The sequence below is a fragment of the Zunongwangia sp. L-65 genome (assembly GCF_056859415.1).
Genome location: NZ_JBSXOK010000064.1, coordinates 164,546 through 179,489, shown reverse-complemented (window position 1 = coordinate 179,489; position 14,944 = coordinate 164,546). Strand labels below are relative to the sequence as shown.

Genomic DNA, 14,944 nt, shown 5'->3' with positions numbered 1-14,944 from the left:
TCATATTAAAAATCCTATAGTATCCAGGCCGAATCTTTTTTAGATTCGGCTTTTTTGATGCTGCTATGGCTATTATCTACTTTATTTCTTTACAAAGCGAATATTGATAAAAACTATAGCTGTTTTTTGATAATTTAGCAGGCTATTTCCAGACCATTATTTTATATATTTAGAAGCAAGTTTTAGCATCATAATAACAATTCTAGATGCACTCCAATTGTTTAAAAAAGAAGATCAATTTTACCTTAATACGAATAGTGAATTTAATCTAATATTTAATTTATCCCACATACTAAATTTCTATGAGTAGAACGTATTCTATCGCGGTTATACAACTCAACCTTAACGACAATGCGACCAATAATCTTACTAAATGTAAAGATTGGGTAAAAAAGGCTGCTAAAGAAGGGGCGCAGGTTATTTGCTTACCTGAACTATACAGCAGCCACTATTTTTGTCAAAGCGAAGATGTAGATAATTTTGCGCTGGCCGAGCCACTTTATAGCACCTCCTTTACTGCTTTTAGTAGTTTAGCAAAAGAATTAGGAGTGGTTATTATCGTCCCGTTTTTTGAAAAAAGAATGGCCGGGATTTATCATAACAGCGCCTATATAATTGATAATGATGGATCTGAAGCCGGACTATACAGGAAAATGCATATTCCCGATGATCCCCATTTTTACGAAAAATTCTATTTCACACCGGGAGATTTGGGCTTTAAAACAATAACTACAAAGGTTGGGCAAATAGGGACGTTAATTTGTTGGGATCAATGGTATCCCGAAGCTGCACGACTTACCGCTTTACAGGGCGCCGAAGTTCTCTTCTATCCAACAGCTATAGGCTGGCATCCTTCTGAAAAAAATAAATATGGCGATCATCAGTACGGAGCCTGGATGAATGTAATGAAAGGCCATGCAGTTGCTAACGGCACCTATGTTGCCGCCGCGAACCGGATTGGTCTGGAAAAATATGTCCCTAATACTGATGGTATTGAATTTTGGGGAGCTTCATTTATCGCTGGCCCACAAGGGGAAATCCTGGCACAAGCCTCTCACGATAAAGAAGAAATTTTAATTGCAGAAGTCGATTTGGATCATCAGGAAAACGTAAGACAAAACTGGCCATTTTTCCGAGACAGAAGAATTGACTTTTATGGCAATATCACCAAAAGAGCTATCGATAAATAACCTATGGAAGCTACACGTAGATTTCCCGCCGAATGGGAAAAACAAGAAGGTATATTACTTTGTTTTCCTGAAAATGGTAATGACTGGCCCGGAAAATATCATGCTATCCAATGGGTATTTGTAGAATTTATTAAAAAAGTAGCACAATACGAGATTGTTTATCTTGTGGTTGCTAATAATAAGCTTAAAGAAAAGGTATCGGATAGGCTGGAAAGAGCCCATGTGCACCTGGAAAATATTCAATTTATTATTCAGAAAACCAACCGAAGCTGGATGAGGGATTCAGGCCCAATAATTGTTGAATCTGCTGATAAAACAACTGAAGCTATTAATTTTAATTTTAATGGCTGGGCAAAGTATAAAAACTATCATCTGGATAAAGCGATACCAGGAATGATCTCGCAAAAATTAGGTATTCCTTTAACCGTAGCTACCTATAAAGGAAAGCCCGTGATCTTAGAAGGCGGTGCAATAGATTCTAATGGAAAAGGTTCCCTCCTAACTTCTGAAGAGTGTTTACTTCATCCTAGTGTACAGGTAAGAAATCCCGGGTTTACTAAAACCGATTATGAAGCCGTCTTTCAGGAATATCTTGGAGTGTCTAATATTATTTGGCTTGGCAACGGCATTTTAGGCGACGATACCCATGGGCATATTGACGATCTTTGCCGATTTGTAAATCCAGATACCATTATCACTGTGACAGAATCGAATAAGAAAGATAAGAATTATAAAGCTTTGAAAGACAATCTGGAACGATTAAAAAATGCGAAGCTGGAAACTGGTAAGTCCCCAAATATTGTTGAACTCCCTATGCCCCAAAAGCTGATGTTTGAAGATTTACGCTTGCCAGCCAGTTATGCTAACTTTTTAATTATTAACGGTGCTGTTTTAGTTCCTGTTTTCAATGATCCTAACGACAGGATTGCTTTAAATATTTTGGCCGACTGCTTTCCTAAAAGAGATATTATTGGTATTAGTGCTATAGACCTTATTTGGGGGTTTGGAACCCTGCATTGCCTTAGTCAGCAAATCTATTAAAACGCTAACCAATTCTTCTTAATGATATTACTATCCATCACCTTCTTAAAAACTATCGTATACAAGTTGCTTGCTAAAAGTATTTAAAGGCGTAATGTTTAACTCGTTTCAGAATCTCATTATACTTTGATTTACCAATCTATATGAGGACCGCATTCTATTTCGATAGTCATGAGAACAGGTTGACGAAAATCGACTTTTTATAGCATTAGTTAAAGCGCTTGTGGCTTCACATAATCTATCTGAATCGGCTTCACGGCAGTCCCTCTTATTAGGGATTAAATTTTGTTAAATCTAATTGTTACTGGAGTTTTGGTTTTTGCCTTTTTACTTAATGGCTATCTTTGCCCAGCACAATGACATTGCTATGATTAGTCCTACTTTAAAACGTCCATTGGCGATTTGGATCTTTTTATTTTTAAGCCTGAATTTGCCAGTAACTTTAATTAAGAGTAACTATTATCACTTAAATGCACAGGAGAGTAAACCTGAATCCTCTTCCTGGTCTGAAGATCCTCTTGGAAGACAAACCCCACGTGGTACAGCCTCAGGTTTTATTAATGCTGTGGCCGATAAAAATTACCAAAAAGCAGAAGCCTATTTAAATTTTGAAGCTGTAGAAAATCCAGAGGATCACATAGCGATCGTTAAAACTTTAGAAAGTCTACTTAATCAAAATGGCTATTTATATCCTTATTCGTCCATTAGCAGCGATAACACAGGAAAAGCTAATGATGGCTTACCGCCTTCTATCGATCGCGTAGGAATGTTATCTATTAATGGAGAAGAAATGGATCTTACTGTAGAAAAGATTGAAGGAAACGAAAGAGCTCCTATTTGGTTATTTTCAAAAAACACCGTTAAACTTCTACAGGAAATTGACATACGTTCTACCAATACCTCGGGTACTATCGAAGCCTTATTACCAAGTTTCTTAAAGCGATGGAGTTATGGAGGTGCCGTGATTGGCCACTGGATTGCCATGCTTTTAATAGGTATTTTATCCTATCTCATCGCATGGGCAGTGGTATTTATAACCGATAAAATTATAAAGGTCTTCTGGAAATCGGCAAATGAAGAACCGGTTTCTAATATCCTCAAAGTGATTGCTTTCCCGGTACAACTTTTCTTAGCCGTATGGTTACTGGTGTATGCATCTAATCAACTGGGCATCTCTATCGTAGTACGGCAAAAATTTAGCTGGTTACCGGTGATATGCAGTATTATAGCCCTTTCACTTATACTTTGGCGGGTCACACAGTTTTTAACTGATTTTAGCCAAAAGAAAATGAATCTAAGAGGAAATGTATCTGGTGTTTCTGTGATCCTCTTTTTAAATAGGGCTGCAAAAATTGCAATCGTCGTTTTTGGTATCATTGCCATTTTAGATGCCGTTGGCGTAGATGTGACTACTGGACTTGCCGCTTTGGGTATTGGTGGTATTGCTTTAGCTTTGGGAGCACAAAAAACAGTTGAAAATTTTGTAGGTAGTGTAACGGTAATTGCAGATCAACCGGTAAGAGTTGGCGATTTTTGTAAAGTTGGGAATACTATAGGAACCATAGAAAATATTGGTATGCGATCTACACGAATTAGAACGTTAAACCGAACAATAGTTACCATTCCCAATGGACAGTTTTCTTCTAGTGAAATAGAAAATTATGCGCATCGCGACCGCTTTAGGTTTTATCATGTTTTTGAATTAAGATACGAAACTACTCCAGATCAAATACGCTATCTACTGGTAGAGCTTAGAAAGATACTTTATGCGCATCCAAAAGTAAATCCCGATCCTGCAAGAGTACGTTTTACCACTTTAGCAGCGCATTCTATCAATATTGAAATCTTTGCATTTATTATGGTGCCAGAATACAATGATTTTCTGGAGGTACAGGAAGATATCCTTCTTAGAATGATGGATGTTGTGGAAACCAGTGGCTCTGGTTTTGCTTTCCCGTCTCAAACGGTATACTTATCAAGGGACAAAGGTTTATCCAAAGAAAAATCAGAGGAAGCAGCGAAAACCGTAGAAGACTGGAAAATCAAAAATGATTTACAGATCCCTAAATTTACTTCAGAAAAAATAGAAGAGTTAAAAGATAGTCTTACTTATCCTCCTGCCGGGACTTCACATACCCCCGATAATTAAAAATTTTAAGAAAATGTAGACGGCGGTATAAATTGAAAAGCCCCTGCCGCCATATATTTTATAATTTCGAAATATCGTGATCCCGATAGCTCTTATCGGGACAACGACACAGCATTTAATATCGATCGTCGAGTACACTTATTCATGCAGTACAAAAAACGGAATCTTCTTGAAATACTTTGGGGCTTCAGAAACGGGATAAAATAATAATTGATCAAAAAAATTAAGATTCTTTCCCATCATCATTATAAGCTGTACTTCCTTGCTTTTTATAAATAGCTGCAGGGCATCTTCTAGAGAATCATTAATACTGTAATAAAAGCCATGATGAATATCAGACAATTGTTCCTTTAAAAAATCCCTGTTTGATTTTTGCGAATCTGTAAGGGCTTCGGGTTTCTTAGCATAGTAAAGTACTTTAAGTTTAGACTGTTGGCAATTGCTTATAAGCTTTAGGCCTCGTAAAATTTTGGTTTTATAGGTAACATAAAAATCGGTGGGGAAAGCTATATTTTCAGGTTTTTTATAAGTAGCTTCTTCTGGAACTACTAAAATTGGGCATTTTATACGTGAAATTACGGCTGTACTATTTTTTCCAACCAGGGATTGCTGATTTAAATTAGCGCCACGGGTTCCCATAATGACAAGATGAATTTTACCGTCTTCAATTATTTTTCTTATCCCCGAAATAAATGAGGTTTGCTGTATAGAAAAGGAAAATTTATGAAATTTAGGATGGGCTATTTTCCGTAGTCGGGTTAAAAAGGCCTGAACTTCAGTTAGAGCCTTTTTATTATTAAATTCTACATCTGTTCCAGTTTCATCTAAAATATGGGAAACGTGAAAATGAACTTCACTCTGACTGAAAAAATTAACGCCATAAACCATTGCATTCCAGGAATTTTCTGAAAAATCTGTTGGTAAAAGAATATTAATCATCGCTCCATTTTTTTGCAATGTTAATATTGTTTAACCCGCAAAAATATGACTAGCGTCAGTTTTATGGAAACTCCTTAATAATCAACAACTTAAACCTCTTTTTTTAGTGATATAGCCAAAACTTTATCAAAAGTGTAAATTGGTCATTTTAAGGGATTTTTTTAGTCTACTAATTCTAACCTATGAAGGTCTAAAACCCTAATAACCCTACCTTCAATCTCGATTAAGCCTTCTTTTTTAAAAGCAGAAAGTGTTCTTATTAAAGTCTCAATAGCGATCCCGGCAACACTGGCTAAATCTGATCTGGTAATTCTTATATCTTCCTGTGATTTCTTGCCCAAAATTTCAGCAAACTGAAGAATCGTTTGTGCGGTCTTTTTTCGTACCGTACTATAAGCCATAATCAGTAATTGCTGTTTTATTACCGATAAGTTATCGGTAAGCATATTTATTAACTCTAAAGACACATTGCGATTTTGCTCTAAAATCTCTTTTAGCTTATATTTTAAAATCTTTACAAGCTTAGTGTCTTTTACAGCTACAGCCGATTCCTGATGCGGGTAATTCTCGGCTAAAGAGGTAAAGCCCAGAAAATCATCCGGTTTATATAATCCTGTAACCAGCTCTTTTCCCTCTTCGTCCCTCTGAAAAGTTTTTATGGTTCCTTCCAGTATAAGATAAACGTAATTGGAATGGTCTCCCACTTCAAAAACGCTATCCTTTGCTTTGAATTCTTCAACTTCCCCCTCATCATCAAAGAAATTCTTCAGTTCGTTTAAATTACGAATATCGCCTTCGCCAGGATCTTTTTTAGAAGACTCTGCAACAAAAACCTGAGATACCAAATTGGCCTTTTTCAATCTGGTTTCTATCACCTCAACCAGTTCATTCTCATCAAAAGGTTTGGTAAGATAATCGTCTGCTCCCATATTCATTCCCATTCTTATTTCCTTATGCTCTGTTTTCGCGGAAAGAAATATAAAAGGAATATGATGCGTTTTGGTATTAGAGGATAAACTTTGCAATACACCATAACCATCTACCTCTGGCATCATAATATCACAAATAATAATATCAGGAATATGCTCTATGGCCTTTTCAATTCCTATTTTACCGTTTGGTGCAGTAATGACTTCGTAGTCCTGTAATTCTAAAATTTCAGCGGTATTCTCACGTAACACCATATCATCTTCTATAAGAAGTATCATAGTTTTTGGGGTTTATTTTTCTTGATAATCGAGATTCAATATTTAAGTTCCATCACAATAGCCAACGGGATCGGGAGACCTCAAAATAAAAATAATTTTCTAATAAATGCCTCATAGACTTGTTTTGAGGTAGTTTACTTTTTTGGAATTTGTATATGAAAGGTACTTCCCAGGTGCTGTCTACTTTTAAAACTAATGCTTCCTCCCACGTTTTCCAAATGACTTTTGATGATGTTTAAACCAATACCTGTACCTTGATTAGTTAGCGCATTCTCTGCTCTAAAATAACGATTAAAAATATATTTTTGTTCGTTTTCAGGAATCCCTATTCCCTGATCCTTTATACAAACGTGAACCATTTCACCTTCCTCATAGGCTTCAACTTCAATAACGGAATGCTCTGGTGAATATTTTATGGCGTTATTGATAAGGTTACTTAAAATAAGCTCTAAAATCTTTTCATCAAAATATAAAAGGATATCATCAATTTGCTTTGGATACAGGATTTCCTGCCCTTCCTTTAGTAACATATTAGCATCATAAATTACTTCGTTAAGGGTTTTGGTAAGTGGAAAATAGGAATATTTATAGGTTACTTTTCCGGTCTCCAAACGCTCTACAGATAAAAAATCATCTAAAATATTATTAAGGTACTTTACTTTCCCTGTGATGGTTTTTAAATGCTTTTCTCTCTTCTGCTGTTGCTCGCTCTCGGTATATTTTCCAATAAGAGTGGTAGAGGTTAATATCCCGGTTAAAGGAGTTTTAAACTCATGTGATACCATCGAGAGGAATTTGGTCTTTAATTCGTTTAATTCCCGCTCTTTACGTAAGGATTCTTTTATCTTATTTTCGGCAGCTTTTCTTTTAATCACTTCATCCTCTAAATCTTCTACCGCTTTTTGTAATTCGCTAGTACGCTGCTCAATCCTCGACTCTAACTGGGTATTAAGCATTAAAATTTCACGTTCCTGATTTTTACGAAGTGTAATATCAATTACCATAGCCATTACATAGTGATCATCCTCTAACTTAAAAGGATTAAGCCCTACCTCTACAGGAAAATTGGTTCCATCTTTTCTTGTTCCAAAAAGGTCCCTACCCTGCCCCATTTGTCGCGGACTCACATGCTGCATGAATTTCTCCATGTGTACATGATGAATCGCATGTTTTTTCTTTGGAATTAAAATATCAAGATGTTTTCCTTTTAATTCTCCTTCATCATAACCAAAAATAGTATTAGCTGATTCATTGGAGGCCACAATAATCTGATTGGTATCTACAACTATAATCCCTTCGGAAACCGCATTAAATAAAACACCAAACGTTTGCTTGTTTATCGCTTCGAAATTCTTCATACCCAAAAATAAGTATTTCATAGGAAGAATACTCGCATATACTAATAAAACCAGCGCAGATAGGCATCAATTTCATGAAATAAAACCTGCTTCAGTATTACCAAAAAAAATGGCTTTACAAAAAATCGCAAAGCCATTTAAAATTATATGTTTATGCTACTTTAGTCTAAAACTTCTACTGAAGTAGCCTGAAATCCTTTTGGAGAACGTTCTTTTCTATAACTCACTTTCATTCGTTCTGATAAAGGTTTAACGGAATCCTGATGATGTACAAAAATATTATCCCCAGAAATATCATCCTTTATAAAACCAAAGCCTTTATTTTCAAAAAACGAGATTACCACTCCGGTATCCCTTGTATCTGTTTTAGTCTCTCTTTGATAATTCAGATCAATATCCTCTGCACTAACCTCAACTTTGTGCTGCTCGTCCGGCGGCGTATCCGTAAGGTTTCCATTCGCATCAACATACGCAATCATATCTTCAAAGCTTTTACCCTTATCATTTTCCTGTTTGCGCTCTTCTCTGCGTTGTGCTTTTAATTTCTTTTTTAATAATTTCTTTTTTTCTTTTTGTCTTTTAGAAAAAGTGTCTGCCATATATTAATTTAGATTATTATTCTTTTTACTGCTGAAATAATTAAAACATCAGCAAAACTTTCTGAAGTTATTAATCAATAATCATTCGATCATATTCTATTAAAATCGGTCGCAAATAATAATAAACAAAGGCTTTACAGCGCTAAGAAACTTTCTGTGATCGATTTAAAATCTTGATTATTGATTAATCTGTAATTGCCCGTTGTGCTAAAATAAAAGTAAATAGGTTAGAAAAAATCGGGCAAAAACCATCGAAATATGTACAAATTTACGATAAATTATCGAGAAAAGCAGTCTTTTGAGGATCTTTATTAACTATGAGGATGATAATCCGGATAAGTAATATCCATTAAAAAGTTAGGTATAGGGTTATAAAAAAGAAAGGATGCAGTTCCTTACAACTCCATCCTAGGCTAATTCTTTCTTGGTAAAATTAAAAAGGGGGTGTGACTATCATTTCAGAATTGCCCCCTCTTTTTCATATCAATTATTTACGACAAATATAAATTTATGAATTATATTTTATAACCTATCCAATATTAACAAATTAATAATAATTCATTTCTAAATTATTAAATACATAAAATTAAAAATCGCATTAAATAGAAAGGAAAACAAAAAAGCCTTAGTGGTTAGCTAAGGCTTTTTCTGTGTCGCTTTAAGTTGGAAATTATAAGGTTTGGTTAATCGCGACCATAAAATCAACCTAATTTTTTCAATGAGTTTTATAAAAATCCAGCATAAAAGTAATTTTAAAATAACTCCATTTTAAAAATTTTATTGCCAATACCATACCATTTTTTAATAAAAAAGCTTTTTAGAAGATCTATGTATACGGATCTCATACCGGGTTGGGGTTGGATGATGAGATATCATGCTTTATTACTTGACTAAATTGAACAAAAAACCGGCAATTGGCCGGTTTTATTTTAATCTCTTGTTTTAGTGCGCTTAGTTTTACCGGTGATCGCCCAAAGCAAACCTATTCCCATTAAAATTCCTGCGAAAAAATAGACTTCAGTATGTCGTAAAAAAAAGGTAAGCACCAGTCCTACAATTAAAAAAATAACTCCAACAATTCTAATTTTATTCATTGTAAGGGACTATTTTAAAAATTCAATACATACCGGGGTGGGTACAGCGGTGGGTTTTCCAATAGCATCCAACTCTCCGGTTGCTGAATTTACTTTATAAGCTTGTATATTTCCTGAATCCTGGTTTGCCGCATATAAATATCTGCCGTCTTCGGAAATTGCAAAATTACGTGGTGTTTTACCATTGGTACTGGCATAGCCTTTGTTTTCCAACCCACCACTTTTCTTATCTATTTTGAAAATTGCAATACTATTGTGACCCCGGTTGGAAGCATATAAATAATCTCCTGAAGGAGAAATATGAATATCAGCGCCACTATTATTTTCTGTAAAATCTTCAGGAATACTGGAAACGGAATTTTGTAAATTTAGTCCCCCATTTTCTTCTACTTTAAAAATGCTTATCGTACTGTTCAGTTCATTAATACTATATGCAAATTTCTGATCTTTACTAAATGTAAAATGTCTTGGACCGGAACCTTCAGGTAAAGAAACCGATTCCTGCTGGTTTTTCTCAAGTGTTTTTCCTTTAGCATCAAAATTATAAATCCAAATTTTATCTGCCCCCAGATCGCAAATATAAACGTGTTTATTATCTGCAGAAATTGAAACCGAATGGGTATGCGACTCCTTTGGATTTGGCATATCAAGTTGTTGGTGTTTTTCTAAACTTCCATCCTGTTGTATGCGGTACATCACGACTACTCCACCCATGTAATTAGATACGAAAGCAAATTTATTCGTCTTATCAATTTCGATATGACAGGGAGCAAAAGCCTCTGTAGATACCTTGTCTACTTCTACCAAACTATTATTCTCTTTAACCTGAAAACTATGAATAAATCCAGATGCTGCATCTTTATCACCTAATTCACTTACCGCATATAAATATTTACCATCACTGGTAAGTTTTACAAATGAGGGATTAATCACTTCTGCTACTGTTCTTCCTAAACGAATTTTCCCGGTTTCAGGATTCTGCTGTATCGTTAAAATTCCATCAGCTTTTCCATCAACATGGCCTTCTTTCTTCGTGTAGGTTCCTATAAACGCGGTATTCATATTTGGCATATTTTCCGTATTTTCTGAAGCATCCCCCTCAGCGTTTTCATCCTTTTCATTTTTACAACTAGTAAACGAAAGACCAGCAATTACAATTGCTACAGCCAATTTTCGATTGATCATTTTATGTTTGATTTAGATTATAGATTTTGGCTTATAGCCATTTTTTACGTTTAAAATAATATAGCATGACAAAGAAAACGATAATCATCACTCCCCAAAGCACAAAATAGCTGTATTTCCATTGTAATTCTGGAATGTATTCGAAATTCATTCCATAGATACCCGCTATAAAAGTAAGAGGGATAAAAATTGAAGCCATAATGGTTAAAACCTTCATTACTTCATTCATCTTATTGCTTATTGTCGTCATATACATATCCATTAAACTCCATATCATCTCTCGATAGATATCGATATTTTCAGAGATCTGAATGATATGATCTACAAGGTCCCTTAAATAATTACCGGTAATTTCTTCGATTATGGGGTGGTTAAGTTTTTCTAACCTTCCTAAGACTTCGCGTAACGGAAAAACAGCACGTCTTATTCTTACAATCGCGCGCTTTAATTCCTGTATTTCTCTCACCAGATTTTCGTCCTGATCGTTTAGGAAAATCTGATCTTCGAAACCTTCAATCTTTTCGCTAATTTCCTCTACTACGACAAAATAATTATCGATGATTGCATCCAATAAGGCAAACATCAGATAATCTGCCTTTCGGTTTCTGATTCGGCCTTTTTTATGTTCAATTCGCTCCCTTACCCCGTCAAAAACATCGCCGCCGGCTTCCTGAAAGGTTAATATATAATCATCGCCAACAACCAAACTTATATGTTCTATTTGTAACGTACCGTCGCCATTATAATACAGCATTTTGGCAACGATGAAAAAATAATCCTGATATTCGTCGATTTTGGGCCGCTGGTTAGTATTGGCTATATCTTCCAAAATTAGCGGGTGAAGATCAAAATATTTACCAAGCTTTTCGATTTCTTCGGTATTATTAAGCCCGTCGATATTAATCCAGGTAACTTTGGATTCATCTTCAAACTCTAAAGCATCCTGGGGATTTTTAGATTTAAAACGCTCATAATGTTCGGCGTTATAATCGATAACATCTAATAAAGTTTCTGTAGACTCCTTATTACCAATATAGGTAACGGTTCCCGGGATTTGGTTAAGCGCCTTGCTAGACTTAGGACGTCGCAGGGAAAGTCGTTTTCTTTTGGTTTTAGCCATAAAAAGTTTTTAAGGTTAAATGTAATAATAATCATTTAATACCCTTGCTTAATTTCATTTTCAGCTTTTACAGACTGCTTTCTTTTTTAACTTTGCAATATGGAGAAACAACAGTTGCTTAATACACTTAAAGAATATTTTGGTTACGATAGTTTTAGACCTTTACAGGAAAAGATTATCCAGTCTATTTTCGACGGGAAAGACAATCTTGTAATTATGCCAACCGGTGGCGGTAAATCTATATGCTATCAATTACCGGCAATCCTTTTGCCCAAACTAACGATTGTTATCTCTCCGCTCATCGCTTTAATGAAAGACCAGGTAGACGGATTAAAAGCTAATGGCATTAAAGCCGAATTTTTAAATAGTAGTCAGCAGGTAGCAGATCAGGAAAGTATTTTTCAGAAAATCGATAAAAACGAACTGAAATTACTGTATGTGGCTCCTGAGAGTTTACAGATCTTAGATCGATTTTTAACCGAAGAAAATATAAGTTTAATAGCCATCGACGAAGCTCACTGTATTTCTAGCTGGGGGCACGATTTTAGACCGGCCTATACACAACTTGGGTATTTAAAAAAAAGGTTTTCTAATACTCCCATAATAGCATTAACCGCCACGGCCGATAAAGCCACCAGACACGATATTTGCCAGCAATTAAATATCCCTGATGCCAAAAAACATATTTCTTCTTTCGACCGTAAAAATTTAAGTCTCGAAGTTCGTCAGGGCATCAAACGATTCGAACAGATTATAAAATTCATAAAAAGCAGACCTAGCGAAAGTGGAATCATTTATTGCCTTAGCCGAAAAAACACTGAAGAACTCGCCGAAAAACTTCAGCAAAAAGGTTTAGATGCAAAAGCCTATCATGCAGGTCTAAAACATGAAGAACGGGAAAGCATACAGGACGATTTCATCAACGATAAGACCGAAATTATTTGTGCAACCGTGGCCTTTGGGATGGGTATTGATAAATCGAATATTCGTTGGGTTATTCATTACAATATGCCAAAAAACCTGGAGGGCTATTATCAGGAAATTGGCCGTGCCGGGCGTGATGGGCTGCCCTCAGACACCTTACTATTTCATAGTTATGCTGATGTGGTACAATTACAACGTTTTGCCGAAAACACGAAAAATAAAGACATTCAGGTAGCCAAGTTAGACCGCATGAAACAGTATGCGGAGGCGCTTACCTGCCGCCGAAAAATTTTACTAAGTTATTTTGGTGAAATTAAACAAGAGAATTGTGGCAATTGTGATATTTGTAAAAATCCGCCTCAGTTTTTCGATGGTACTGTTGCCTCCCAAAAAGCCTTATCCTGCATCTACCGCTTAAAAGGAAAAGAGCCCATCACTACCGTCGTAGATGTTTTACGCGGTAGCCAGAATGAACAAACACTGTCCAAAAATTATAACCGTCTAAAAACCTATGGTATTGGTAAGGATATCTCTTGGAATAACTGGCAGCAATATATCCTACAGCTTATTAATTTAGGATATGCTGAAATTGCTTTTCATCAGGGAAATGCCTTGAAATTAACCAAACACGCTAAAGACGTACTTTTTGAAGGAAAAAAGGTACATTTAGCTAAAGTTCCCGACCGTAAATTGCAAGCAGCAGCCGAAAATAACGCTTCAGAAAAGGTTGCTGTTGAAAATTCACTTTTCGAAAAATTAAGGCAACTTAGGCTTGATATCGCAAGGGAAGAAGAAATACCGGCTTATCTTATTTTTAATGATGCTACACTAAAAGAGATGGAGCGCGCACGCCCCATGACCGATGATGATTTTATGCTGATTAACGGAGTGGGACGAAAGAAAATGGAAGAATATGGTTATCGCTTTATCAAAGAGATCATTGCATTTTCAAAGCAAAAAAGAACCCGCAAAAAGCAGAAAAAAGGAAAAACTTATAAAATTACGGGCGAAATGTATGCTAAAGGCAAAACACCCGAAGAAATTGCCAAAGAGCGGGAACTTTCTGAAATAACGATTATGTCGCACCTGCTAAAACTCTATGATGAAGGGGAGTCTATAGATTTAAATCAATTTATTGGAAAAGCCGATCTTGAAGCAGTTAGGAAAGCTAAAAAAACACTTGGTGATCCTGATAAATTAAAGTCTTATTTCGAGCATTTTGAAGAAGCGATTCCGTACAACGCCATAAAAATCGCACTTAAAATTATCGAAAATGAACAGTAATCTTAGTCAAAATGGATATCGTTAAGTATTAATCCGCTTGCGGGAGCACTGTAATCCATTTGCAGATGCTCATTCCCTTCTTTAAGGCTCTGCTCGATATCCCCTAACGAAAATTCACCACGCCCTAGCTGAATCATTGCACCCATCATTAAACGTACCTGATGGCGTAAAAAGCCTTTCCCATGTACATGAAAAATATATGATTTCTTCGGAAAGAAATTTGCGGTATACAGTTTATTTTCTACAATTTCAGCTTTTAAAATTTCACGTTCAAATGTGCTTTTTTCTGAAACACGAACGCAATAATTCCTGAAATTATGGGTACCGTTAAAGAGCTGTGCCCCTTTTTTCATCTTATCAATATCCAAATCGAACTGAAAATTTGCCATAAACGGCGCACAAAACGGATGGTTTTTACTTCCAAAAGAAAATAAATAGGCGTATTCTTTAATTTTGGAATGCTGAATGATATTGAAATTTGCCCCCACCTCTTCAATATCGGTAACCCGTATATCCTGTGGTAAATTCAGATTAAAAAGCGCTAAGAAATCCTCAAGATTCTCTAAAGGCTGCTCATCTACAAAAAGTTCGAATGCAGATCCGTTGGAAGAAACCATGGCATCAGTACGGCTACAACCCAAAACTTTATACCTTGCCTCTGGCATCACATAGCGCAAGGTTTTGGTAATCAATCCCTCAACCGTTTTAAAGTTAGGCTGCTTTTGCCAACCATGTAAGCGATAACCTAAATATTGAACTTTTATAAGATAGTAATAACGTACTCTCTGCATTTTTTGATTTTGCCCAAAAATAGCAGAGTTTCCCAGATTAGCCTAAGAATTGATTTTAAAAC

At 35.7% G+C, this 14,944-nt stretch carries 12 protein-coding genes; 4 read left to right on the top strand and 8 right to left on the bottom strand.

Annotation, left to right across the window (positions count from 1 at the left end):
- The first annotated feature begins 302 nt into the window (after nucleotides 1-302).
- From AC13DP_RS12330 to AC13DP_RS12320, 3 genes are all read left to right on the top strand, one after another.
- The gene (locus AC13DP_RS12330; protein ID WP_273299579.1) at nucleotides 303-1,190 is read left to right on the top strand and encodes a carbon-nitrogen hydrolase; all 888 of its coding nucleotides are present in this window, start codon (nucleotides 303-305) and stop codon (nucleotides 1,188-1,190) included.
- A gap of 3 nt (nucleotides 1,191-1,193) precedes the next feature.
- Nucleotides 1,194-2,231, top strand: coding sequence for an agmatine deiminase family protein (locus tag AC13DP_RS12325; protein ID WP_272957136.1), 1,038 nt, complete (start codon nucleotides 1,194-1,196; stop codon nucleotides 2,229-2,231).
- Between the two features lie 334 nt (nucleotides 2,232-2,565).
- Nucleotides 2,566-4,380, top strand: coding sequence for a mechanosensitive ion channel family protein (locus AC13DP_RS12320; protein ID WP_273299581.1), 1,815 nt, complete (start codon nucleotides 2,566-2,568; stop codon nucleotides 4,378-4,380).
- A gap of 138 nt (nucleotides 4,381-4,518) precedes the next feature.
- Here AC13DP_RS12320 and AC13DP_RS12315 read toward each other — a convergent pair whose 3' ends face one another.
- The 7 genes from AC13DP_RS12315 to corA all read right to left on the bottom strand — a co-directional run bounded on the left by AC13DP_RS12315 (nucleotide 4,519) and on the right by corA (nucleotide 11,883).
- A complete protein-coding gene (locus tag AC13DP_RS12315) occupies nucleotides 4,519-5,319 on the bottom strand; it encodes a universal stress protein (protein ID WP_272957138.1) in 801 nt (266 codons plus the stop codon).
- A 161-nt stretch (nucleotides 5,320-5,480) separates the two neighbouring features.
- Entirely contained in the window at nucleotides 5,481-6,527 is a 1,047-nt protein-coding gene (locus AC13DP_RS12310; protein WP_347407559.1) for a response regulator, read from the bottom strand.
- 134 nt (nucleotides 6,528-6,661) lie between these two features.
- Nucleotides 6,662-7,885, bottom strand: coding sequence for a PAS domain-containing sensor histidine kinase (locus tag AC13DP_RS12305; protein WP_347407560.1), 1,224 nt, complete (start codon nucleotides 7,883-7,885; stop codon nucleotides 6,662-6,664).
- A 161-nt stretch (nucleotides 7,886-8,046) separates the two neighbouring features.
- On the bottom strand, nucleotides 8,047-8,484 hold the full coding sequence (locus AC13DP_RS12300) for a cold-shock protein (RefSeq protein ID WP_013071441.1): 438 nt from the start codon (nucleotides 8,482-8,484) through the stop codon (nucleotides 8,047-8,049).
- A gap of 929 nt (nucleotides 8,485-9,413) precedes the next feature.
- Nucleotides 9,414-9,578, bottom strand: coding sequence for a hypothetical protein (locus tag AC13DP_RS12295; RefSeq protein ID WP_013071440.1), 165 nt, complete (start codon nucleotides 9,576-9,578; stop codon nucleotides 9,414-9,416).
- A 9-nt stretch (nucleotides 9,579-9,587) separates the two neighbouring features.
- Complete coding sequence (locus AC13DP_RS12290; RefSeq protein WP_347407561.1) at nucleotides 9,588-10,763, bottom strand: lactonase family protein; 1,176 nt, start codon at nucleotides 10,761-10,763, stop codon at nucleotides 9,588-9,590.
- 31 nt (nucleotides 10,764-10,794) lie between these two features.
- Nucleotides 10,795-11,883, bottom strand: coding sequence for a magnesium/cobalt transporter CorA (gene corA / locus AC13DP_RS12285; RefSeq protein ID WP_347407562.1), 1,089 nt, complete (start codon nucleotides 11,881-11,883; stop codon nucleotides 10,795-10,797).
- Between the two features lie 99 nt (nucleotides 11,884-11,982).
- Here corA and recQ point away from each other — a divergent pair, with 99 nt between their 5' ends.
- A complete protein-coding gene (gene recQ / locus AC13DP_RS12280) occupies nucleotides 11,983-14,091 on the top strand; it encodes a DNA helicase RecQ (protein WP_347407563.1) in 2,109 nt (702 codons plus the stop codon).
- Between the two features lie 2 nt (nucleotides 14,092-14,093).
- On the opposite strand, the gene truA is transcribed toward recQ, so the two are convergent.
- Nucleotides 14,094-14,882, bottom strand: coding sequence for a tRNA pseudouridine(38-40) synthase TruA (truA, locus tag AC13DP_RS12275; RefSeq protein WP_272958869.1), 789 nt, complete (start codon nucleotides 14,880-14,882; stop codon nucleotides 14,094-14,096).
- Nucleotides 14,883-14,944: the final 62 nt, after the last annotated feature.

Bases quoted from the DNA above. Each gene is read 5' to 3' on its own strand.
- recQ (WP_347407563.1), top strand. From the start codon at position 11,983: ATGGAGAAACAACAGTTGCTTAATACACTTAAAGAATATTTTGGTTAC.
- AC13DP_RS12315 (WP_272957138.1), bottom strand. From the start codon at position 5,319: ATGATTAATATTCTTTTACCAACAGATTTTTCAGAAAATTCCTGGAAT.
- AC13DP_RS12310 (WP_347407559.1), bottom strand. From the start codon at position 6,527: ATGATACTTCTTATAGAAGATGATATGGTGTTACGTGAGAATACCGCT.
- AC13DP_RS12330 (WP_273299579.1), top strand. From the start codon at position 303: ATGAGTAGAACGTATTCTATCGCGGTTATACAACTCAACCTTAACGAC.
- AC13DP_RS12325 (WP_272957136.1), top strand. From the start codon at position 1,194: ATGGAAGCTACACGTAGATTTCCCGCCGAATGGGAAAAACAAGAAGGT.
- truA (WP_272958869.1), bottom strand. From the start codon at position 14,882: ATGCAGAGAGTACGTTATTACTATCTTATAAAAGTTCAATATTTAGGT.
- AC13DP_RS12320 (WP_273299581.1), top strand. From the start codon at position 2,566: ATGGCTATCTTTGCCCAGCACAATGACATTGCTATGATTAGTCCTACT.
- corA (WP_347407562.1), bottom strand. From the start codon at position 11,883: ATGGCTAAAACCAAAAGAAAACGACTTTCCCTGCGACGTCCTAAGTCT.
- AC13DP_RS12290 (WP_347407561.1), bottom strand. From the start codon at position 10,763: ATGATCAATCGAAAATTGGCTGTAGCAATTGTAATTGCTGGTCTTTCG.
- AC13DP_RS12305 (WP_347407560.1), bottom strand. From the start codon at position 7,885: ATGAAGAATTTCGAAGCGATAAACAAGCAAACGTTTGGTGTTTTATTT.
- AC13DP_RS12295 (WP_013071440.1), bottom strand. From the start codon at position 9,578: ATGAATAAAATTAGAATTGTTGGAGTTATTTTTTTAATTGTAGGACTG.
- AC13DP_RS12300 (WP_013071441.1), bottom strand. From the start codon at position 8,484: ATGGCAGACACTTTTTCTAAAAGACAAAAAGAAAAAAAGAAATTATTA.